The sequence below is a fragment of the Caulobacter sp. 05T431 genome, from assembly GCF_056665975.1.
In genome coordinates this window covers 20,938-42,806 of sequence record NZ_JBFTKU010000003.1, presented here as the reverse complement: position 1 = coordinate 42,806, position 21,869 = coordinate 20,938, and the positions used below count along the sequence as shown (strand labels likewise).

Below are 21,869 nucleotides of genomic sequence, written 5' to 3'. Positions count from 1 at the left end.
GCGGAAGCGTCTATCAACCCCTCATCCATCGGCTTCGCCGACACCTTCTCCCGCAAGGGGAGAAGGATCTGGGATCAAGCCTGACCCACCGTTTCGAACATGCAGGCGGCCATGGCCTCGTCCGGGGTCTTGGCGCCGTGCAGCAGGAAGTCGAAGGCGGGATAGAAGCGGTCGGCGGCTTCCACGGCGGCGTCGATCATCGAGGCGGCCTGGGCCATGGTCGGGCGCTCGCCGGCCGGCAGGGCCAGGGCGTGGCGGAAGACGACCTCGCCGTCCTCGGTCCAGACCTCGAAATGGCCCAACCAGACGCGCTGGTTGATCATCGACAGCAGCTGGTAGGCGGCGGGGCGCTTGGTCTTGGAAGCGCGCAGATCCAGCGACAGGCACAGCTGCAGGCAGTCGGCCTCGGGCCGCCAGGCAAACCACAGCTCGTAGTCCTTCCAGTCGCCGGTCAGGGCGAAGGCCAGGTCACCGTCTTCGGTGCGGTCGAACGTCAGGTTCTCGGCCGCGAGCACGTGCTCGACGACCTCGAGGGGGTCCATCGCCAGCAGGACGTCGTCTTCTTCCGGTTGGGTGTCCATAAGAACCTTTGGCCCCCGGGGAGGGACAGGCCGTTGGGCCCGTCCAAATCACCCACTTGAGGGAGTCTAATCTGCTTCGCGGGCGGCGTCACAACCGCCTTCACGTCGAACGGGAACGAAACTCGCCTATTCGGCCGCGTTACCGGTCTTCTTGGCGGGCGTCTTTTTGGCCTTCAGCTCGGCGACTTCGGCGCGCAGGGCGGCCACCTCGGCCTTCAGCGCCTCGAAATCGTCGCGCCGGATCAGGTCGAACTCGGCGGCCAGCCGGTCGGCCTGGGCCCGCATCGCGGTCTTGGCTTCCTCGCCGGCGGTCTGGGCGATGCCCATGGCGGCCTGGGTCAGCTTGGCGAATTCGTCGAGGAAGGGGTTTTGGCTGTGCATGGGTTTCCCAAAGGGAAGAAGAGGGGCGGGCGCGGTTCGTCCCAAATCAGGGCGAGCCCTTATATGGGAAAGGAAGGGTGAAAGCGAAGAAGAAGCACGCTACAGGTGCGACGTTCAGTCTCGCCAGGAGCCGTTCGGCGTGATCTTCCCCGACATCGACCCCATCGTCCACATCGGCCCCTGGGCCCTGCAATGGGGCCCGCTGGCCTTGCGCTGGTACGCCCTGGCCTATGTCGCCGGCATCCTGCTGGGCTGGCAGTACGCGATCCGGCTGGTCCGCACCGACGCCCTGTGGGGCGGCCAGAAGCCGACCGCCAACTCGGTGCAGATCGACGACCTGGTGCTGTGGATCACCCTGGGCATCATCCTGGGCGGCCGGATAGGCTACGTGCTGTTCTACATGATGCTGAACGCCGACCAGCGGGCGGGCCTCGCGGCCAATCCGCTGACCGTCTTCAAGATCTGGGAGGGCGGCATGTCCTTCCACGGCGGCTTCCTGGGCGTGTGCGCGGCCATCGCCCTGTTCGCTCGCCAGCAGAAGATCGACATGCTGAAGCTGGGCGACCTGGTCGCGCCGGTCGTGCCGATCGGCCTGTTCTTCGGCCGCTGCGCCAACTTCATCAACGGCGAACTGTGGGGCCGGGTCACCGACCACCCGTTCGGCATGATCTTCTGCAACGACACGATCCGCGCCGCCAACGGTGGCCGCTGCCCCGCCGGTCCCGAGCCGCGCCATCCCAGCCAGCTGTACGAGGCGGCGCTGGAGGGCGTGGTGCTGTTCCTGATCCTCAACTTCGCCGCTTACCGCCTCAAGTGGCTGCAGCGCCGAGGTGCGCTCGTGGCGACCTTCCTGATCTGCTACGGCCTGTTCCGCGCCGCCCTGGAGAACGTGCGCAATCCCGACCACGGCATGCCCGACTTCCCGTTCGGCCTGACCATGGGGATGATCCTGTCGATCCCCATGCTGCTGGTCGGCGCCTGGCTGCTGTGGCGGGCCCTGCGCGAGCCCGTTCCCGCTCCCGTCGCGGAAACCCATGAGCCTGCTTGACCGCCTGCGGGCGCAGATCGCCCAGGACGGCCCGATCAGCGTCGCCGAGTACTTCACCCGCTGCCTGCACGACCCCCGCGACGGCTACTACGCCAACCGCCCAGCCCTGGGCGAGGGCGGCGACTTCCTGACCGCCCCGGGCGTCAGCCAGATGTTCGGCGAGCTGATCGGCCTTTGGCTGCTGGAGACCTGGACCCGCATGGGCCGGCCCTCGCCGATGCGGCTGGTCGAGATGGGGCCGGGCGACGGGACCCTGATCGCCGACATCCTGCGCGCCGCGCGCCTGCTGCCCGACTTCCTGGCCGCCGCCGACCTGTGGCTGGTCGAGGTGTCGCCACCCCTGCGCCAGGCCCAGGCCGCCCGGCTGGCCGACGCGCCCCTGACGCCCCGCTGGGCCGACCGCCTGGAGGCCGTGCCCGCCGGCGCGCCGCTGCTGCTGATCGCCAACGAGGTGCTGGATTGCCTGCCCGCGCACCAGTTCGTGCGGACCGACGGCGGTTGGGCCGAGCGGATGGTGGGGCTGGATGACGCGGGAAACCTGGCGTTCGGGCTGAGGGCGCTCACCCCTCAGGCCGGCAAACGCCCCCCTCCGTCGCCAGCGGCGACACCTCCCCCACGGGGAGAGGACCTGCCGCCCGGAACCGTCGTCGAATCCTCGCCCGCCCAGGCCGCCCTGGGTTCGGAGATCGGCCACCGCGTCGCCCGCGACGGCGGGGCCGCCCTGCTGATCGACTACGGCCGCGACGCACCGGGCGGGGGCGACACGCTGCAGGCCCTTAAAGGCCACGCGAAGGTCCCGCCCCTGGCCGAGCCGGGCCAGGCCGACCTGACCGTCTGGGCCGACTTCCCCGCCGTGCTCGCCGCCGGCCGCGAGGCGGGAGCCGGGACGGGACCCATCCTGACCCAGGGCGCGTTCCTGCAAGGCCTGGGGATCGAGGCCCGCGCCCAGGCGCTGGCCGCCGCGCGCCCCGACCAGGCGGAAAAGCTGGCCCGGCAGCTTGATCGCCTGATCGGAGCGGCGCAGATGGGCGACCTGTTCAAGGTCGTCTGCCTGTCGGCGCCCGGCCTTTCTCCTCCGMTTTTTGAGGACGCGTGATGACCGCTGAAGACCTGCCCACCGTCCAGTCGCCGCTGCTGGCCGCCGTCGCCGGGGTCAGGCACGCCTTCTTCACCCGCCAGGGCGGGGTCTCGACCGGCCTCTATTCCAGCCTCAACGTCGGGCGCGGCAGCAAGGACGACCCGGCCGACGTGGCCGAGAACCGCGCCCGGGCCGCCGCCTGGTTCGGGGCCGCGCCGGAAGACCTCAACACCTGCTTCCAGATCCACTCGACCATCGCCATCGTCGCCGACGGCTCGTGGGGCGACGTCCGGCCCGAGGGCGACGCGGTGGTCACCAAGACCCCGGGCGTGGTCTGCGGGGCCCTGCACGCCGACTGCGCGCCGGTGCTGATCGCCGACCCGGCCGCCCGCGTGGTCGCCGCCGCCCACGCCGGCTGGCGCGGGGCCCTGGACGGGGTGGTGCAGTCGGCCGTCGACCAGATGGTCGCCCTGGGCGCCCAGCCTGCGCGCATGGTCGCCGCCGTCGGCCCCTGTATCGGGCCCCAGTCGTACGAGGTGGGGCTGGAGTTCCTGCACCGCTTCGAGGCCGACAGCCCCGGCTCGGGCCGATTCTTCGCGCCCGGCCAGAGCGACGACAAGCGCCTGTTCGACCTGCCGGCCTTCGTGCTGGATCGTCTGGACACGGCGGGCGTCGGCCAAAGCGAATGGGTCGGCCGCGACACCCGGACCGAGGGCGACTTGTTCTTTTCGAACCGCAGGGCCTTCCTGGCCGGGGAGTCCGACTACGGACGGCTTCTCTCGGCGATCGCGTTGGAAGCGTGAGTACGCCGAATAACGACACTCAGTGGAAACACGGGGTTGTTCCCACGCCCGAGGCTGCTAGAAGCCCCCGCAACGGCGACACCCCTTCCCGAGACAAAACCATGAAGCTGCTGTCCGGCAATTCGAACCGCACCCTGGCCCAGTCCATCGCGGAATATCTCGACATGCCGCTGACCCGCGCCCAGGTGCGCCGGTTCGCCGACCTGGAGGTGTTCGTCACCATCGACGAGAACGTCCGCGGCGAGGACGTCTTCGTCATCCAGTCGACCAGCTATCCGGCCAACGACAACCTGATGGAGCTGCTGATCTGCATCGACGCGCTGAAGCGCGCGTCGGGCAAGCGGATCACGGCCGTGCTGCCCTACTTCGGCTACGCCCGCCAGGACCGCAAGACCGGCGGCCGCACCCCGATCTCGGCCAAGCTGGTGGCCAACCTGATCACCCGCTCGGGCGCCGACCGCGTCCTGACCATGGACCTGCACGCCGGCCAGATCCAAGGCTTCTTCGACATCCCGACCGACAACCTGCTGCCCTCGCGTCTGCTCGCCGACGACATCCACAAGCGCTACAAGATGGGCTCGGACCTGATGGTCGTCTCGCCCGACGTCGGCGGCGTGGTGCGGGCCCGCGCCCTGGCCAAGCGCCTGGACGACGCCGACCTGGCCATCGTCGACAAGCGCCGCTCGGCCCCGGGCGAGAGCGAGGTCATGAACATCATCGGCGACGTGAAGGACCGTCGCTGCATCCTGTTCGACGACATCGTCGATTCGGCCGGCACCCTGTGCAACGCCGCCGCGGCCCTGATGGCCCAGGGCGCCAAGTCGGTCTCGGCCTATGTCACCCACGGCGTCCTGTCGGGCGCGGCCGCCGAGCGCGTGGCCAATTCGGTTCTGACCGAGCTGGTGGTCACCGACTCGATCGAGGCCTCGGACACGGTCAAGGCCTGCAAGAAGATCCGCTACGTCTCGTGCGCGCCGCTGATCGGCGAGGCCATCCGCCGGATCGCCAACGAGGAATCGGTCTCCAAGCTGTTCGACTAGGGCGCTCCCGGCGCCCCCTCGACAGCACGCCTCTGGCGGGAACCGTCACGGCTTCGCACGCCTTTTCGACGGCTCCGCTTGTCAACAGAGGGTTAACGGGCTGACTGTCACAATCTCGCCCGCGCGCCAGTGCTATGGCGGGCGCTCTATGTCATTGGGGATGTTCTCGGGATGCTTTCCACCACGCGTACGCGCGCCGCGCTGACGGCCATCGCCGTGGTCGCCGCCACCTTGCTGGCCAGCTGCGAGACGCCGCCCCCGCCGCCGCCGCCCGTCGTGGCCGCCCCGCCCGCTCCGCCGCCGATCACCCTGTCGTCGAGCATCGTCGAGAAGGCCAGCGCCTTCCGCGGCTACATGCAGCGCGCCGGCGCGATCGGCTCCCACTTCGACAACGGCGACCAGATCCAGGCCTCGCTGAAGGTCGGCGTCGCCTACGAGCCCAAGCAGTTCCTGTCGGGCGCCACGGCCTACGCCGCCGTCCTGGCCCTGCAGGACCCGACCTTCGTGGCCTCGGTGCGCAGCTTCGCCGCCGACCCGACCCAGCGCCAGCAGGTCATCAACCAGATCATCGCCGACCCGGCCTACGCCGTCGGCTTCAAGGGCAGCGACACCGCCGCCGGCCGGATCATCGACACCCTGGGCGGCGACGGCCTGCGGCTCTACGCGGCCGGCAAGGCCGTGAAGCAGGCGGCCTACGACGTCCAGAAGGCCAAGTGGTCGACCCTGCCGGTCCTGGACCGCGACGGTCGCCTGGCCTACGCCAAGACCATGTCGGCGACGCCGGCCCTGGCCGACAGCGCCGACGTGGCGGCCCTGCGCGAAGCCTCGCTGAGCGGCCTGTCGTCGGCGTCCGCCCCGCCCGCCATCCCCGTGGTCGACGCGCCCGCCGCCCCGGCCGCCGCCGGTCCGCGTTCCGCTCCGCCGCCCTACAAGCCGCTGGTGATCCGCGGCCTGGCCGTGGCCGCCCTGGCCGCGCTGGGCGCGGCCGGCGACGACAAGCTGGCCCTGATCGACGCGGTCATGGCCGAGCCGGCCAGCGCCATGTGCCTGAACATGGGCAAGCTGAACCTCTACCAGTGCCTGGCCGTGGCCAAGCCGCACTACGAGGACGTCTTCTGCCTGGGCCAGCACGTGATGATCGACACCGGCGCCTGCGTGATCAAGGCGAGCGGCGCCGAGATGCCCTACGAGCCCCCGCCCCCGCCCAAGCCCGAGCCGGCGGTCAAGAAGAAGGTGGTCCCCGCCAAGAAGGGCGCCACGACCAAGAAGAAGAGCTAAACGGCTCTACGGCCTGCTCTTTCGTCGCACTTCGAACGGCCGCCCGTTGCATCGGGCGGCCGTTCTGTGTATGGAGCGCGACCCAAAAACGCCGACCGGGCGAGACAATCCAGTCTTGTGCGGCGGTTTCGCATTTCGAGAGCACGGGGCTCTCCAGAGAGACAAGACATGGCCGAGATCATTCTCAACGTTGAACTTCGCGACCGCGCCGGCACCGGCGGTTCGCGCGAAACCCGCCGCCAGGGCAAGGTCCCCGGCGTGCTGTACGGCGGCAACAAGGCCCCGGTGAACATCGCCGTGAAGGGCAACGAATTCCGCAAGGCGCTCTACACCGGCAAGCTGCTGGGCCACCTGGTGACCCTGCAACACGGCGACGAGAAGCAATCGGTCATCGCCAAGGCCGTGCAGTTCCACCCCGTCACCGACGAGCCGATGCACTTCGACCTGTACCGCGTCGACGAGCACCAGCTGATCAAGATCGAAGTGCCGGTGCACTTCAAGAACCACGACATCTCGGTCGGCCTGAAGAAGGGCGGCACGCTGGAAGTCATCCGCCACACCGTCGAGCTGGCCTGCCCGGCCGACAAGATCCCCGAAGAGCTGGTCATCGACCTGGCCTCGCACGACATCGGCGACGTCATCCGCATCTCGGAAGTGAAGCTGCCGGAAGGCGTGCGTCCGGCCATGGACCGCGACTTCGTGATCGCCAACCTGAAGGCCTCGGCCGCTTCGCAATCGAACGAAGGCGACACGACGACCGCCGAAGCCTAAGGGCTTCACGGTCGGGTCTCCGATCCGATATCGAGAACGGGCGGGCTTCACGGCCCGCCCGTTTTTGTTTGGGCGCTCACCCAGGACCATCAAGCGATGCTGATCCTCGCCGGCCTCGGCAATCCCGAGCCGAAATACGAGAAGAACCGCCACAACGTGGGCTTCATGGCGGTCGACGCCCTGGCCCGCAAATGGGGCACGGCTCCGTGGCGCGCCCGCTTCCAGGGGCTGGCCTGCGAAGGCCAGGTCGACACGCCGAACGGTCCCGTCAAGCTGCTGCTGCTCAAGCCCAAGACCTACTACAACGAAAGCGGCCGCGCCGTGGGCGAGGCCATGAAGTTCTTCAAGCTGAAGCCCGCCGACGTGATCGTCTTCCACGACGAGATCGACATGGCCCCCGGCCGCTTCCGGATGAAGGCCGGCGGCGGGGCGGCGGGCAACAACGGCGTCCGCTCGACCACCAGCCAGATCGGCGACGGCTTCCGTCGCGGCCGGATCGGCGTGGGCCATCCGGGCCACAAGGATGCGGTGATGCACTACGTGCTGGGCGACTTCCACAAGGTCGACCACCAGTGGCTGGACCCGATGCTGGACGCCCTGGCCGACGCCCTGCCCTTCGCGGCGGCCGGCGACGACGAGCGCTACCAGGCCGAGGTGCTGCGCCTGGCCCCCGCGCCCAAGGCCGATCCCAAGAAGGCCGCTCGCCAGGTCGACTAGACCGGAGATTGACGTTCGCTCGCCCAGGGGACAAAGACCCAAGGCAGAGCTTGGAGCCGCAAGATGTTTCCCGCCATCGGCCTGTCGCTGATCTTCTCGATCGCCCTGTGCGTCCACGTGGTGCGCACCCATCAGCAGATGTACTGGCTGTGGATCATCCTGGCGTTCCAGCCGCTGGGCGGGCTGGTCTACCTGCTGGCGGTCATCGCGCCCGAGTTCCTGGGCGGGGCCAAGGCGCGCCGGGTCGGCCAGGCCGCGCGCGACATCCTCGATCCCCAGCGCGAATACCGGGCCGCGACGCAGGCGGTCGACGACGCGCCCACCGTGGCGAACCGCGCCCGCCTGGCCGCCGCCGCCTCGGGCCTGGGCAAGCACGCCGAGGCCGAGCGGCTGTACGCCGAGGCGCTGCAGGGCATGTACGCCGACGATCCGCAGCTGCTGCTGGGCCGCGCCACCGCCCTGATCGAACTGGACCGCGCGGCCGAGGCCCTGCCGCTGCTGGAGGGCCTGAGCGCCCAATCGCCGGCCGCCCGGACGCCGAACGTCGCCCTGGCCATGGGCCGAGCCTACCAGGCCCTGGGTCGCCAGTCCGAGGCCGACACCGCCCTGCGCTGGGCGGCCGCCCATCTGCCGGGCTTCGAGGGCATGGCGCGCTACGCGGTGTTCCTGGCCCAGACCGGCCGCAAGGACGAGGCCCGCGAGGCCCTGGCCGAGATCGACAAGCGCCTGGCCAAGACCCACTCGCACTTCCGCAAGGAAGCCCGCGACTGGCGCGACCTGGCGGCCAGCGCGGTGGGGTGACTACTCCCGTTCGCGCCCGTCGCCGATCAGCATGTGGCCCAGCCAGCTGACGACGCCGACCACGAGCGAGCCGAAGACCCCGGCCCACAGGCCGTCGACCACGAAGCCCTTCAGCATCCAGCCGACCAGGCCCAGCATGGCTGCGTTCACCACCAGCAGGAACAGGCCCAGGGTCACGACGGTGATCGGCAGGGTCAGCACGAAGACCACGGGCCGGACGATGGCGTTGACCACGCCCAGCAGCACCGCCGCGATCGCCAGGCTGGTCCAGCCGCCCGGCACGGCGATGCCCGGCACGATCTCGGACGCCAGCCACAGGCCCAGGGCGGCGATCAGGGCACGGATGATGAAGCGCGTCACAGGCTGCCTCCTTGGCGTCAAGCGCGACCATTAGATGTACATTGGGTTCGTCTCGGCAAGACTTGGCGAGACGTAGAGTCGCCTACTCGACAATGAACACGTTCGATGAAAGCTATGGTCGCTTCAATCGGCCTTGGCCACGGGATTGCTTTTCACCTGATGACGACGCCGATCCTCGATCACCTGCGCCTGACCACCCGCGATCTGCACGACGGCCTGGAAGCCCGGCTTGACGTGTTCACGCGCGTCGCCGATCCCCGGCGCCGCCGCGACATGGTGGGCCGCTTCCTGGCCTTCTACCGCCCCGCCGAGGCCGCTCTGGCGCGGCTGCTGGGCGATGAGCCGGACCTGGAATTCGACGCCCGCCGCAAGGTCCCGGCCCTGGAGCGCGACGCCGCGACCCTGCGGGCCGCCGCCCCGGCCGACGCCCCGTTGGCCCTGCCGAGCGACCGCGCCGAGGCCCTGGGCTTCCTCTACGTGCTGGAGGGCTCGACCCTGGGCGGGCGGGTCATCGACAAGCAGCTGCGCGTCCGGGGCCTGTCGCCCGAGGGGCTGAGCTTCTTCCAGGGCTACGGCGAGGCCACCGGGGCGCGGTGGAAGGCGTTCTGCGCCGTGCTCGAGCGCGCCGACGACAAGACCGCCGCCGCCCGCGGCGCGCGCTCGGCCTTCGTCCAGATGGAAGCCTGGATGTGCGGGGTCCCGGCATGAGCGCTTCCGGCCCCACCCCCGAGCAGATCGCGTCCTGCGACCGCGAGCCGATCCACATCCCCGGCGCGATCCAGCCGCACGGCGTCCTGCTGGTGCTGGACCGCGACAGCCTGGAGATCCGCCACGCGGCCGGCGACGTGGCCGGGTTGCTGGGCGCGGAAACCTGGATCGGCGTCGCCGCCGGCGCCGTGCTGGGCGACACCCTCGCCCAGCGCATCGCCGCCGTGACCGCCTCGGGAAGCGGCGGCTTCGTCGGCGCCCTGCGGGTCGCCGGGCGGGCCTTCGACGTCAGCGCCACCTTCCAGGCTGACAAGGTCCTGGTCGAGATCGAACCGGGCCTGGACCAGGCCCTGACCGGCGCCCAAATCCTGGCCCAGCTGGAAGCGGCCGCCGCCGCCTTCGAGCGCTGCCCCGGCCTGAAGACGCTGTACGACCGCGCCGCGACCGAGTTCCGCCGCCTGACGGGCTACGACCGGGTGATGATCTACCGCTTCGGCGAGGACGACGCCGGCGAGGTGGTGGCCGAGAGCCGCGCGGCCCACGTCCAGGCCTTCCTCAACCACCGCTTCCCGGCCAGCGACATCCCCAAGCAGGCGCGGGCCCTGTACGTGCGCAACCTGGTGCGAGCCATCCCCGACGMGACCTACGTCCCCGCGCCCCTGCTGCCGCCGCCGGAGGCCCAGCTCGACATGAGCGACTGCGCCCTGCGCAGCGTCTCGCCGGTGCATCTGCAGTACCTGCGCAACATGGGCGTCACGGCTTCGGCCTCGGTGTCGATCGTCAAGGACGGGCGGCTGTGGGGGCTGGTGGCCTGCCATCACGAAACGCCGCGCCTGCTGCCCTACGACATCCGCGCCGCCTGCCGCGCCCTGGCCGGCGGCCTGGCCCGCCAGATCAAGGCCAAGGAGGAGGCAGAGACCTATCACGAGCGCCTGCGGCTGCGGTCTCTGGGCGACGACGTGGTCCACGCCTTGTCGCGCKCCGACAACGGCGACATGGCTCTGGAGGAACACCTGCGCGACCTGCAGCGCCTGGCCGACGCCGACGGCGTGGTGGTGTTCCGCGACGACCGGATCGAGGTGGGGGGCAAGGTGCCGCCGCACCTGGCGCTGGCGATGCTGCGCGACTGGCTGCTGGAAACGACCAAGGAAGGGGCCGGCGACGGCGCCGCCGCCACCGACGAGGCCTCGGCCGACATCCCCGACGCCGTGGCGTTCCGCGCGCTGGCCTCGGGCCTGATGGGCGTGGTGGTCGAGCGCTCGCCGCTGCTGGCGATCCTGTGGACCCGGGCCGAGCAGGTCGAGACCGTGCGCTGGGCGGGCGAGCCGGTGAAGGCGACGACGCCGGACGGGGTCCTGACCCCGCGCGCCTCGTTCGACGCCTGGACCCAGACCGTTCGCGGCCGCTCGCGCCCGTGGACCGCCGGCCAGACCGGCGCGGCCCTGCGCCTGCGCGACGACCTGATCGACCTGCGCCGCAGCCGTCGCACGGCCGAGCTGAACGCCCATCTGCGCGCCACCCTGCAGGACAAGGACGACCTGCTGCGCCAGAAGGACTTCCTGCTGCGCGAGGTGAACCACCGGGTGCAGAACAGCCTGGCCCTGGCCGCCAGCTTCCTGACCATCCAGATGAAGAGCATCGATGACCCGGTGGCGCGCGGCCCGCTGGAGGAGGCCAGCCGCCGCCTGACCGCCGTGGGCCTGGTCCACCGCCGGCTCTATCGCGGCGACCAGCTGGAGACGGTGGCGCTGGACCGCTACCTGACCGAACTGGCCGAGGAGATGGTCGGCACCCTGGACGAGGCCTGGTCCCGCCAGCTGCGGGTGGACGCCGCGCCGGTGACCGTGCCCACCGACAAGGCGGTGATCATCGGCCTGGTCGTCACCGAGCTGTTCATCAACGCGGTGAAATACGCCTATCGCGGCCAGCCCGGCCGGCTGGATATCGGCCTGGTCGAGGACGGCGACCGCCTGCTGCTGACCGTCGCCGACCAGGGCGGCGGCAAGCAGGGTCCGCGCGTGGGCTTCGGCAGCAAGATGATGGACGCCTTGGTGCGCCAGATGGGCGGGGTGCTGACCTATCACGACAACGCCCCGGGCGTGCGGGCGGAGCTGTCGGTGGGTCGTTTTTGAGGACCTTCGCCAAGGCCTTTTAGGGTGACGTCGCGTCGCGCGGCATTTTGCGCTTGTAAAAGTGAGAATGAACGTTCATTCTCACTTCCGTAGCGCCAATACCCGAGTCCGGGTGTCGGACATTACAAATCCGTTACCGCCCTTAACTTCGCCGCAACGCCTCCCTATCTGACCCATTCTGGTGGGGGTGATGGCGCGCGAAACGACGGGCGGATCCGCACCAAGGGGATAGTTTTCCATGGCCGTGAATTCTCTATCGGTGATGTCGCCGGACGGCGGCCTGTCGCGTTACCTCACCGAAATCCGCAAGTTCCCGATGCTGGCCAAGGACGAGGAGTTCATGCTCGCCCAACGCTGGAAAGAGCATCAGGACAGTGAAGCCGCCCACAAGATGGTCACCAGCCACCTGCGTCTCGTGGCCAAGATCGCCATGGGCTATCGCGGCTACGGCCTGCCGATCGGCGAGGTGATCTCCGAGGGCAATGTGGGCCTGATGCAGGCCGTCAAGAAGTTCGAGCCCGACAAGGGCTTCCGCCTGGCCACCTACGCCATGTGGTGGATCCGCGCCTCGATCCAGGAATACATCCTGCGCTCGTGGTCGCTGGTGAAGATGGGCACGACCGCCGCGCAGAAGAAGCTGTTCTTCAACCTGCGCAAGGCCAAGAGCCAGATCAGCGCCTTCGAGGACGGTGATCTGCGCCCCGAGCAGGTCAGCGCCATCGCCACCAAGCTGGGCGTGCTGGACAGCGAGGTCATCTCGATGAACCGCCGCCTGTCGGGCCCCGACGCCTCGCTGAACGCGCCGCTGCGCGCCGACGGCGAGAGCGAGTGGCAGGACTGGCTGGCCGACGACGACCAGGTCTCGCAAGAGACCGTCGTCGCCGAGAACGAAGAGAAGTCCCTGCGGATGTCTCTGCTCGAGGAGGCGATGGTCGAGCTCACCGATCGTGAGCGCCACATCCTCACCGAGCGGCGCCTGAAGGACGACCCGACCACCCTGGAAGACCTGGCCTCGCAATACGGCGTCAGCCGCGAACGGGTCCGCCAGATCGAGGTCCGCGCGTTCGAGAAGCTGCAGAAGTCGATGCGCGAAGCCGCCATCGCCAAGAACATGGTCGAGGCCTAAAAGCTTCCGACCTTTCCAAGACTGGAGCGCCCCGGATCGAAAGGTCCGGGGCGTTTTTCAATGACGGATACCGCCGCCTTGGCCCTTCCCCAGCTGATCCTGCTGCCCGGCCTGTTGAACGACGCCGAGCTGTGGCGCGACCAGATCAGCGGCCTGGCCGACGTCGCCCGCTGCCGGGTCGCCGACCTGACGCGGGGCGAGAGCCTGCGCGAGTTGGCCGAGCAGGTGCTGGCKATCGCCGAACCGACCTTCGCCCTGGCCGGCTTCTCGATGGGCGGCTACGTGGCCCAGGAGATCGCCCGGATCGCGCCGGAACGCATCGAGCGGCTGGCCCTGATCGACACCGCCATCCGCGTCGACACGCCGGAACGGGCCGCCCAGCGCCAGGCGACCAACGCCGCCGCCCGGCGGCCGGGCGCCTTCCTGGGCATCGCCGACCGGTTGATGGCCGCCTATGTCGATCCCACGCGTCTGTCGGACAGGGACCTGACCGGCCGGATCCAGGCCATGACCCAGCGGCTGGGCCGCGACGTCTTCCTGCGCCAGAACGCCCTGCCCCGCGAGGACGGCGAAGCGGCGCTGCGGGCCCTGCGCCGCCCGGTCGTCATCATCTGCGGCGAGCACGACGCCATCACCCCGCTGGCCGGCCAGCACGAGATGGCCCACGCCATCGGCTGCACGCACATGGTGATCATCCCGAACGCCGGACACATGACGCCGATGGAAGCCCCCGACGCCGTCAACGCCGCCCTGCGCCGCTGGCTGGCGCGCACCGACCGCTAGCCCAAAAAGAAAACGCCCCGCTTTCGCGGGGCGTCCAGTTCGAGGGTGATCGGAAAGTCTAGAAGCTGAGCTGCACGCCCGTCCGGAAGGTCCGGCCGTAGCGCTCGTTCTCGCCCAGGCGGCGGTCGCTGCCCACGAAGGTGCGCCACGGCTCGTCGTTGAGGTTCGAGCCCTCGACGAAGATGCTGGCGCTCTTGCTGAAGGCGTAGGCGACGCGGGCGTCCAATTGGCCGTGGTCGTCCCACCACACGTCCGAGCCCTGGTCGGCGCCGACCGTGTAGAGGAACTTCGAGCGGTAGGAATAGGCCACCCGGGCCGAGAGACCGTACTTCTCGTAGAACAGCTGGGCGGTGGCCACGCTCTTGGATTGCTGGGGCAGCGGCAGGCTGCCGTTGCGGCCGGGCACGCCACGCATCGTCGAGTCGATCAGGGCGAGGTTCACCCCCACGCCGATGCCGTTCAGGACGTCCGGCAGGAAGGTCAGCTGCGACTGGAAGTTCAGCTCCACGCCGGTCACGCTGGCCTTGCTGCCGTTCAGCGGGGTGGTCACGGCAGCGCCGGTCAGGGCCACGCCGCCGAAGGTCCCGTTCTGGTTCAGCAGGGTCTGGGTGAAGATCGGGTCCTGGATGTCCTTGACGAACACCGCGGCCGACAGCACCCCCTGGCCGGGCAGGTAGTATTCGATCCCGGCGTCCAGGTTGGTCGAGGTCAGCGGCTTCAGGTCCGGATTGCCCTGCACCACCGTGTCGGCGGTGGCGTCGACGGTGATGGCCGGGGCCAGCGACACGTAGTCGGGACGGCCGATGGCCGTGGTCGCCGCGGCGCGCAGCACCAGGCGGTCGGTGACGTCCATCTTGGCGTTCAGGCTGGGGAACCAGTTGGTGTACTTGTTCGAACCCGTGGTGTCGGCGCCGCGCGTGCCGCTGACGTTGTTGAAGGTCTTGGCCGTGTAGTCGCCGTCGGTGGTCTCGACCCGCAGGCCGGGCGTCAGGGTCACCCGGCCCAGCTTCAGCGTCGCCATGGCGTAGCCGGCGTAGATCTTCTCCGACACGTCGTAGTCGCTGAGCAGCGAGGTCGAGAGCGACTTGGCGGCGTTCAGCTTCAGCGTGGTCGGGTTGGCGGTGACATAGGCCTGGGCGGCCTCGTAATTGACCGTCGGGCCGAACTTATAGCGGCCGTCATAGGTCGAATCCAAGGTCGGCGGGTTCAGGGCCGCCAGGGTGAAAACCGTCGTCCCCGGGTCGTAGGTCGTGTACTCGCGGTCGTTGGTCTTGGAGCGGTCGATCAGCTTGGCGCCGACCTTCAGCGTGCTGTCTTCGCCAATCATGGCCAGCGGGAAGCTGTAGTCGGCGCGCGCCTGCTTCAGCTCCTCGACGGCCTCGCGGTGGTCGTAGTTCGTGCTCTTGAAGATGTACTGGGCCGGGTCGTAGGCCGTGGCGGTCGGGGTTACCTGGAACAAGACCTCGGTCAGGTCGTAGGTCCCGGCCATGGTCTTGCCGGTGGCGAACTGGAACTCGCTGCGCAGCGGGTCGGTCTTCTCGGCGCGGCTATAGGCGGCGTCGACGTCCAGGTGGCCGACCGGCAGGTTGAAGCGGCCGCCGGCCGAGACGGTCTTGGTGTTGTCGTCCTCGTCGCGGCGACGCACGTAGCGCGTGCCCGTGGCCTTGGTGAACGAGCCGGTCGTGGCCGAGGTCGAGACGATCGTGCCGGCGATCGGCAGACGGAAGCGGTCGCGGTTCTCGTGGTCGGTGAACTTCGAGTACGAGCTGCGCAGGTACAGCTGGACGTCGTCGGTCGGACGCCAGTCGAAATTGCCGACGAAACCCGTGCGCTCGCGCGTCAGGTTGTAGTCGCGGGTGTCGAAGTCGGCCGGGATCGGATTGCCGTTAGCCGTGGTCCAGGAGGCGCCGGCCACGTTCTGCGACTCGACCGGACGCTTGGAGTAGTTGGCCGAGACCACCGCCCCGAACTGGCCGTCCGGACCGAAGGTGCCGCCCAGCGAGCCGTCCACCTCGTAGGGGTTCTTGTCGTTCAGGTCGAAGCGGCCGTAGGCGGCGCGGGCGCTGCCGAAGGCGCCGTGACGGTCGAAGGCGCTGAGCGTGACGATGTCGACCTGGCCGGCGATGGCGCTGGCGTCGAGGTCGGCGGTCAGGCTCTTGATCACCTTGACCGAGGCGATCATCGCCGAGGGGATGTCGTCCAGCTTGACCTGGCGGCTGTCGGGCTCGGGCGCGGCGGCGGTCTGGCCGTTGACGGTGACGTTGACGTAGCGGGGATCCACGCCGCGGATGATCACGTAGCGGCCTTCGCCCTGGTCGTTCGCCACCGACAGGCCCGGCAGGCGGCGCAGGGCCTCGGCGACGTTCTGGTCGGGCAGCTTGCCCACGTCGTTGGCGTAGAGGGCCTCCACGAAGTTGTCGGCCACCTTCTTGACCTGCAGCGAGCGGCGTTCGGCGGCGCGGGCGCTGCTGACGACGATTTCCGACACCTCGTCGAGGGGCTTCAGCGTCAGCAGAATCTCGTTGCCGCCGTCCAACACGGTGACCGGCAGGGTCGAGGCGCTGTAGCCGACATAGGCCACCGTCACGTCGGCGGCGCCCGGCGCCACGCCGGTCAGCACGAAGCGGCCGTCGGGACCGGCCGTGGTCGAGCGGGCGCCCACCTGGACGAAGGCTCCCGGCAGCGGCGCGCCGGCCCCATCCACGACCTTGCCGCGCAGGTCGGCGGCCAGGGCCGGCCCGGCCAGGGCCAACGAAACCAGCGCCACGGCGCTGACGCGGCGCAGCAGGGCGCCCTTGGTGGTGGTGATCATCGGATAGCCCCCAGAGTCGCCGCGCAGGTTCACGCGGTCTGTTGAGCGGGGCTGTAGACGGGCCGTGTTTCCGTCCCGCGACGCCACGAAGACGAAGCCGTGTAGGTTTTAAGTCATATGAATGACGCCCCAGGCGTCAGGGAGCGTCAGGCCGCGCCGCGGCCGCCCTTGTCGTCCTCGACCAGGAAGCCCATCAGACCGTCGATGCGCTTGAGCAACTCGGCCCGGCCCATGCCGCCCGCGGTGACGGACTCCAGGGCGGTGGCGGCCTGGACCAGGCGGTCGTCCTTGACCGTCTCGCCGACCTTCTTGAGCTCGACCGCCTGGGCGGCCAGGGCGCGCCGGGCCTGAGCGGGATCGGTGTCCAGGGCCTGGGCGGCCGACTTGACGATGCGCAGGGCCTGGGACAGGCGCGCGGCGGGCGTGCCGCTGGCGTCGGCCTTGCGCTTGCGCGGACCGGTGTATTCGGCCGAGTTGAAGCGGCGGCGGTCGGGTCCGACGTACTGCACGGCCTCGACCCAGTCGCGGGGCTTCAGCGCCACCGCCTCGAGCCTGCGCTCCAGGTCCTTGATCGTGAACGGCTTGCGCATGAATTCGTGGATGCCCGCGTCGCGGGCCCCGAAGATCGCCTCGGCCGTCGCCTCGGCGGTGCACATGATGATCGGGTTCTCGCGGCAGGCCAGGTCGCTGCGGCGGATCTTCTTGGCCAGCGCCAGGCCGTCGCAGCCGCTGGAGGCGTGCTCGACGAAGATCAGCATCGGATCGACCGTGCGGGCCATGCCCCAGCCGGCCTCGATGCTGGCGGCGTGGAAGATCTGGATATGGCCGACGTGGCGCAGCTGGTCGGCGAGCAGGCGCACGGCCGCGGTGTTCGGGTCGACGATCAGCACGCGCTGCATCTTCGCCGCGATACGCTGCAAGGTGCGGGGGTTGCCGTCGAACACGAGACCCAGAAGCTCCAAAGGTATTTCGACCGCACACTAGGCGGTCGATGGTAAAAATCCGCTTGATAGGCGCCTATTGCGACAGAAAGACCCTGGCTCAGGCGGCCAGGCTGACGCTGAGGCTGGCGTCGAAATCTTGCAACAGATCGATCGCGTCGTCGATATCGGCGACCAGGGGCATGCCGGCCGGGAAGCGATAGCGCCAGAAGCTGGCGATGTGGGCGATGGCCCCGACCTTCTCGCCCAGCGACAGGAACATGTCCGGCGCCCGCAGCAGGAACTCGCGGAACGCGTTGGGCTTGCCGTTGTCGATCAGGTCGTCGAAGGCCCGGTCATAGACGTCCAGCGCCCGCAGGATCGCCTTGCGCTMGGCCAGGATGCCCTGCCGCAGGCGCTTGCGGACGTCGTCGAGGAAGCGCTGGGTCTCGGCGTCGCGATTGCCGGTGATGGTCAGGCGGGCGATCTCGCCGCCCACCGTCTCCAGCTCGGTCCACAGTCGGGTCAGCATCCACTTATAGTAGAGGAAGCCCTTCCAGCTGAAGACGCCTTCCTTGAAGCTCTCGCCGTCCATGACCAGGGTTTCGCGCAGCGGCTCCAGCCGCTCGTCGACATGGGTCGACAGCAGGGCCTCGACCAGGCGGGCGGCGTGGGCGCCGGGCGTGACCCGGCCGGTGTCGCGATAGGCCAGGTTGATCAGGTGCGAGATCTGCACCGACACGAAGCTGTGCATCTGCTCCATGTCGGCGCTGGACAGCGAGAAATAGGCCGACGACACCGACAGGCCGTGGCGGCGCAGGTGCTCGCGCAGCAGGAACGGGTCAAGGGACGGGAGCTTGTCGATCAGGCGCAGGGTCGCGACGTCGCGCGCCATGTCGGTGTGCTCGTTGCACGCCTCGCGCAGCAGATCGACCCAGCCGCGCTGGCCCACGAAGAACGACTGGCCGCCCAGGCCCAGGTCGCTGCGTTCGAACGGGATGATGATCTTGGTGGCGTTCGGCCGGATCTCGTCGAACAGGAAGATGTCGTCGGTCCGCAGGCGGTGCTTGACCACCAGGGCGGTGTTGAGGATGCGGTTGCGGAACAGCGGCGCTTCGGCGTGCTCCGGCCGGTGGCCGCTGCGGCTCTCGATGGCCAGCAGGTTCAGGACACGGCTGGTCGACGCCTCGCGGTCAAGCGCCCGCAGGCTGCGCGTCAGCCGATCCGCCTTGTTGGCGGACTTCATTAAACGACGCGCGACGGCCAATGACGGCGAACCTCCGTGGGGAAGCCGCCGTCATAAGGCCTGGCCTGCTAAGCAATCGTAACTGGGCCTTAGAAAAAGCGCTGCCCGCCCCGACCGGGTCAGCCCTGGAAGGGATCGCGCATCAGGATGGTGTCGTCCCGCTCGGGGCTGGTCGACAGCAGGGCCACCGGGGCGCCGATCAGCTCCTCGACGCGGCGCACGTACTTGATGGCGTTGGCGTTGAGGTCCTTGAACGAGCGGGCGCCGGCGGTGCTTTCGCTCCAGCCTTCCATTTCCTCGTAGATCGGCACGGCCGCGGCCTGGTCGCGCATGCCGRCCGGCAGGTAGTCGACGGTCTTGTCGCCGATCCGGTAGCCGACGCAGATCTTCAGGGTCTTCAGGCCGTCCAGCACGTCCAGCTTGGTCAGGGCGATGCCGTCGATGCCGTTGATCGCGACCGATTGGCGCACCAGCACCGCGTCGWACCAGCCGCAGCGGCGSGGACGGCCGGTGTTGACGCCGACCTCGCGGCCCACCGTCGACAGGTGCTTGCCGACCTCGTCGTCCAGCTCGCAGGCGAACGGGCCTKCGCCSACGCGGGTGGTGTAGGCCTTGAYGATGCCCAGCACGTAGCCCGGGCCCTTGGGACCCATGCCCGAGCCGGCGGCGGCCTGGCCGGCGACGGTGTTGGACGAGGTGACGAACGGATAGGTGCCGTGGTCGACGTCCAGCAGGGCGCCTTGCGCGCCCTCGAACAGGATGCGCTTGCCGGCCTTGTGGGCCTGGTCCAGCAGGCGCCAGGCCGGCTGGGCGTAGCCGAGGATCTTCGGCGCGATCTCCATCAGCTGGTCGAACAGCGCCTGGCCGTCGGCCTCGGGCAGGCCCAGGCCCCGGCGCAGGGCGCCGTGGTGGCTGAGCAGGCGCGCGATCTTCGGCTTCAGGGCTTCCGGATCGGCCAGGTCGGCGACGCGGATGGCGCGGCGGCCGACCTTGTCCTCATAGGCCGGGCCGATGCCGCGGCCGGTGGTGCCGATCTTCTGGGTCGAGGCGGCCTCGCGCGCCTGGTCCAAATCCTTGTCCAGCGGCAGGATCAGGCAGGCGTTGTCGGCCAGGACCAGCAGGTCGGGGGTGATGTCCACGCCCTGGTCGACGATCTTGCCGATCTCGGTCAGCAGGTGCCAGGGATCGACCACCACGCCGTTGCCGATGACCGACAGCTTGCCCTGCACCACGCCCGAGGGCAGCAGGGCCAGCTTGTAGACCTTGCCGTCGACCACCAGGGTGTGGCCRGCGTTGTGGCCGCCCTGGAAGCGGACGACGACGTCCGCCCGGTTCGACAGCCAGTCGACGATCTTGCCCTTGCCCTCGTCGCCCCACTGGGCGCCGACAACGGTCACGTTGGCCATGTTCAGATATGCCTTATCACCTGCCGAAAGGCGCCCGCGGCCCTTCGACAGGACTCGGCGGCGGACGTTTCATCTCTTGTGATCGGCGTGACGGCCCGGCTGAAAAGCGGGCCGCCCGGTTCAGAACTTGTAGACCAGCCGGACCCCGGCGTCGTCAAGCCCCTGGTTCTTGCCCTGGTGGAAGATCTGGCCGTTCGAGAGGTGGACGTAGCTGAGCTCGCCCGACCAGCGGTCGTTGAACTGGTAGCCCAGGGCCAGTTCCGGCTCGAACAGCACCTTCGAGCCGAAGTCGATGCGGGTGTTGTAGAGCTTCAGGCGGCGATCGATCTCGGCCTGGGTCAGGCCGGGCTCGTTGACCGGCGGCAGGCCGGTCTCGCCGTCCGTATAGGCCAGGCCCATGCCCGGACGCAGGTAGAAGCCGCCCGGCTGGCCCAGTTCGATATGCCAGTCGAAACCGGCGGCCACGAAGTTGGAGGTGTTCTCGCTGTTGATCGAGATCATCGCGTGGACCTGCGGCTTGCCCAGGAAGCGCAGGCTCTCGATCTTGTTGGTGCGGTAGCCCAGATGGACGTCGACGCCGTCCTCGCGACCCGCGGCGCCCAGGCCGACGGCGTTCCCGACGAACGTGACGTCGTGCTTGTAGACGCCGACAAAGACTTCGCCGGCGAAGGCGGGCGCGGCGGCGGCCACGGCGGCGCAGGCCGCGGCGGCGAACAAGGCTTTCTTCACGGAAGGCTCCCCAGCGAAATCGTGTGTCCTCTTATCCTCGGAACGGCGCCGCTCGCAAAGGGTTTCGGCGCCGCTTGGAGGGCGATAGAGGTTCCTGCATGAGCATCGCCCTGTCCGACATCCAAGCCGCCGCCGCCCGCCTCGAGGGCCTGGCCGTCCGCACGCCCCTGATCGAGAGCCCGGCGCTGAACGAGCGCCTGGGCGGCCGGGTGCTGATCAAGCCCGAGACCCTGCAGCGGGCCGGGGCCTTCAAGTTCCGCGGCGCCTACAACCGACTGTCCCAGCTGACCGACGCGGAACGCAAGCGCGGGGTGGTGGCCTTCTCGTCCGGCAACCACGCCCAGGGCGTGGCCCTGGCGGCCCAGCTGCTGGGCTGCCCGGCCTTGATCGTCATGCCGTCCGACTCCCCGGCCGTGAAGGTCGAGGGCACGCGCGGCTTCGGGGCCGAGATCCGCTTCTACGACCGCTTCACCGAGGACCGCGTCGCCATCGCCGACCAGATCGCCGCCGAGCGCGGCTGCGTGGTGGTGCCCTCGTACGACGACCCGCACATCATCGCCGGCCAGGGCACGGCGGGGCTGGAGATCGTCGAGCAGGCCAAGGCCCTGGGCCTCACGCTGGACAAGGTGCTCAGCCCCGTCGGCGGCGGCGGGCTGATCGCCGGCATCTCCACGGCCGTGAAGGCGCTGTCGCCGGCCACCGAGGTCTGGGGCGCCGAACCCGCCGGCTTCGACGAGACCCGCCGCTCGCTGGAAAGCGGCAAGCGCGAGACCATCGACCCCGACGCCCGCTCATTCTGCGACGCCCTGCTGACCCCGATCCCCGGCGAACTGACCTGGCCGATCAACAGCCGCAACCTGTCGGGGATCGTGGCGGTCACCGACGCCGAGGTCGCCGAGGCCATGCGCTACGCCTTCTCGGTGCTGAAGCTGGTGGTCGAGCCCGGCGGCTGCGTGGCCCTGACCGCAGCCCTGACGGGCAAGATCGACCTGAAGGGCCAGACCGCCGTGATCGTTTGCTCGGGCGGCAATGTCGACCCGGCGCTCTATGCGCGGGTGCTGAACGAGGAGGCTGGGGCCGGGGACATGAGCTTGCGCGTGTCCCCTCCGAAGGCGGGCGGTCGGCCGACCGAGGCGATGTGATGCGCGA

At 69.4% G+C, this 21,869-nt stretch carries 21 protein-coding genes; 13 read left to right on the top strand and 8 right to left on the bottom strand.

Features of this window, described 5'->3' with window-relative positions; all coding sequences use genetic code 11:
• Positions 1-74 precede the first annotated feature (74 nt).
• Together AC1U89_RS03980 and AC1U89_RS03975 are read right to left on the bottom strand one after the other, a co-directional pair.
• Positions 75-581 carry a type III secretion system chaperone family protein gene (locus tag AC1U89_RS03980; RefSeq protein ID WP_479898411.1) on the bottom strand — a complete coding sequence of 169 codons (507 nt, stop codon included), beginning with the start codon at positions 579-581 and terminating at the stop codon, positions 75-77.
• Positions 582-707: 126 nt separating this feature from the next.
• Positions 708-962 (bottom strand): accessory factor UbiK family protein, encoded by a 255-nt coding sequence (locus tag AC1U89_RS03975; protein WP_479898409.1) that lies wholly within the window; start codon positions 960-962, stop codon positions 708-710.
• A 139-nt stretch (positions 963-1,101) separates the two neighbouring features.
• On the opposite strand from AC1U89_RS03975, the gene lgt reads away from it, so the two are divergent.
• The 8 genes from lgt (at position 1,102) to AC1U89_RS03935 (ending at position 8,498) form a co-directional block, all read left to right on the top strand.
• Entirely contained in the window at positions 1,102-2,010 is a 909-nt protein-coding gene (gene lgt, locus AC1U89_RS03970; protein WP_479898407.1) for a prolipoprotein diacylglyceryl transferase, read from the top strand.
• Positions 1,997-3,106, top strand: coding sequence for a class I SAM-dependent methyltransferase (locus AC1U89_RS03965; RefSeq protein WP_479898405.1), 1,110 nt, complete (start codon positions 1,997-1,999; stop codon positions 3,104-3,106). Before lgt ends, AC1U89_RS03965 begins: the two co-directional genes overlap by 14 nt.
• Positions 3,106-3,891, top strand: a complete 786-nt coding sequence (pgeF, locus tag AC1U89_RS03960) for a peptidoglycan editing factor PgeF (protein WP_479898403.1) — start codon at positions 3,106-3,108, stop codon at positions 3,889-3,891. The genes AC1U89_RS03965 and pgeF overlap by 1 nt, the downstream gene beginning before the upstream one ends.
• A 101-nt stretch (positions 3,892-3,992) precedes the next feature.
• On the top strand, positions 3,993-4,931 hold the full coding sequence (locus AC1U89_RS03955) for a ribose-phosphate pyrophosphokinase (protein WP_029912072.1): 939 nt from the start codon (positions 3,993-3,995) through the stop codon (positions 4,929-4,931).
• 171 nt (positions 4,932-5,102) lie between these two features.
• On the top strand, positions 5,103-6,209 hold the full coding sequence (locus tag AC1U89_RS03950) for a hypothetical protein (RefSeq protein ID WP_479898401.1): 1,107 nt from the start codon (positions 5,103-5,105) through the stop codon (positions 6,207-6,209).
• Between the two features lie 168 nt (positions 6,210-6,377).
• On the top strand, positions 6,378-6,980 hold the full coding sequence (locus AC1U89_RS03945; protein WP_479898399.1) for a 50S ribosomal protein L25/general stress protein Ctc: 603 nt from the start codon (positions 6,378-6,380) through the stop codon (positions 6,978-6,980).
• 96 nt (positions 6,981-7,076) lie between these two features.
• Positions 7,077-7,697 carry an aminoacyl-tRNA hydrolase gene (gene pth / locus AC1U89_RS03940; protein WP_479898397.1) on the top strand — a complete coding sequence of 207 codons (621 nt, stop codon included), beginning with the start codon at positions 7,077-7,079 and terminating at the stop codon, positions 7,695-7,697.
• 63 nt (positions 7,698-7,760) lie between these two features.
• The gene (locus tag AC1U89_RS03935) at positions 7,761-8,498 is read left to right on the top strand and encodes a tetratricopeptide repeat protein (protein WP_479898396.1); all 738 of its coding nucleotides are present in this window, start codon (positions 7,761-7,763) and stop codon (positions 8,496-8,498) included.
• Here AC1U89_RS03935 and AC1U89_RS03930 read toward each other — a convergent pair whose 3' ends face one another.
• Complete coding sequence (locus AC1U89_RS03930) at positions 8,499-8,858, bottom strand: phage holin family protein (protein ID WP_479898395.1); 360 nt, start codon at positions 8,856-8,858, stop codon at positions 8,499-8,501.
• Between the two features lie 159 nt (positions 8,859-9,017).
• Here AC1U89_RS03930 and AC1U89_RS03925 point away from each other — a divergent pair, with 159 nt between their 5' ends.
• The 4 genes from AC1U89_RS03925 to AC1U89_RS03910 all read left to right on the top strand — a co-directional run bounded on the left by AC1U89_RS03925 (position 9,018) and on the right by AC1U89_RS03910 (position 13,607).
• Positions 9,018-9,566 (top strand): biliverdin-producing heme oxygenase, encoded by a 549-nt coding sequence (locus AC1U89_RS03925; RefSeq protein ID WP_479898393.1) that lies wholly within the window; start codon positions 9,018-9,020, stop codon positions 9,564-9,566.
• Complete coding sequence (locus AC1U89_RS03920; protein ID WP_479898392.1) at positions 9,563-11,698, top strand: histidine kinase dimerization/phosphoacceptor domain -containing protein; 2,136 nt, start codon at positions 9,563-9,565, stop codon at positions 11,696-11,698. Before AC1U89_RS03925 ends, AC1U89_RS03920 begins: the two co-directional genes overlap by 4 nt.
• A 238-nt stretch (positions 11,699-11,936) precedes the next feature.
• Positions 11,937-12,824, top strand: coding sequence for an RNA polymerase sigma factor RpoH (gene rpoH / locus AC1U89_RS03915; RefSeq protein ID WP_029912055.1), 888 nt, complete (start codon positions 11,937-11,939; stop codon positions 12,822-12,824).
• Between the two features lie 60 nt (positions 12,825-12,884).
• Positions 12,885-13,607, top strand: a complete 723-nt coding sequence (locus AC1U89_RS03910) for an alpha/beta fold hydrolase (RefSeq protein WP_479898391.1) — start codon at positions 12,885-12,887, stop codon at positions 13,605-13,607.
• 58 nt (positions 13,608-13,665) lie between these two features.
• Here AC1U89_RS03910 and AC1U89_RS03905 read toward each other — a convergent pair whose 3' ends face one another.
• The 5 genes from AC1U89_RS03905 to AC1U89_RS03885 all read right to left on the bottom strand — a co-directional run bounded on the left by AC1U89_RS03905 (position 13,666) and on the right by AC1U89_RS03885 (position 20,720).
• Complete coding sequence (locus AC1U89_RS03905; RefSeq protein WP_479898390.1) at positions 13,666-16,419, bottom strand: TonB-dependent receptor; 2,754 nt, start codon at positions 16,417-16,419, stop codon at positions 13,666-13,668.
• A gap of 146 nt (positions 16,420-16,565) precedes the next feature.
• Positions 16,566-17,363, bottom strand: a complete 798-nt coding sequence (locus tag AC1U89_RS03900) for a response regulator transcription factor (protein ID WP_479898389.1) — start codon at positions 17,361-17,363, stop codon at positions 16,566-16,568.
• A 97-nt stretch (positions 17,364-17,460) separates the two neighbouring features.
• Positions 17,461-18,585 (bottom strand): hypothetical protein, encoded by a 1,125-nt coding sequence (locus AC1U89_RS03895; protein WP_479898388.1) that lies wholly within the window; start codon positions 18,583-18,585, stop codon positions 17,461-17,463.
• 119 nt (positions 18,586-18,704) lie between these two features.
• Positions 18,705-19,991, bottom strand: coding sequence for an adenylosuccinate synthase (locus AC1U89_RS03890; protein ID WP_479898387.1), 1,287 nt, complete (start codon positions 19,989-19,991; stop codon positions 18,705-18,707).
• A gap of 120 nt (positions 19,992-20,111) precedes the next feature.
• Positions 20,112-20,720, bottom strand: a complete 609-nt coding sequence (locus AC1U89_RS03885; RefSeq protein WP_479898386.1) for an acyloxyacyl hydrolase — start codon at positions 20,718-20,720, stop codon at positions 20,112-20,114.
• 98 nt (positions 20,721-20,818) lie between these two features.
• Here AC1U89_RS03885 and AC1U89_RS03880 point away from each other — a divergent pair, with 98 nt between their 5' ends.
• Positions 20,819-21,862: a threonine ammonia-lyase gene (locus AC1U89_RS03880; RefSeq protein WP_479898385.1), complete on the top strand. Its 1,044-nt coding sequence runs from the start codon at positions 20,819-20,821 to the stop codon at positions 21,860-21,862.
• Positions 21,863-21,869 lie beyond the last annotated feature (7 nt).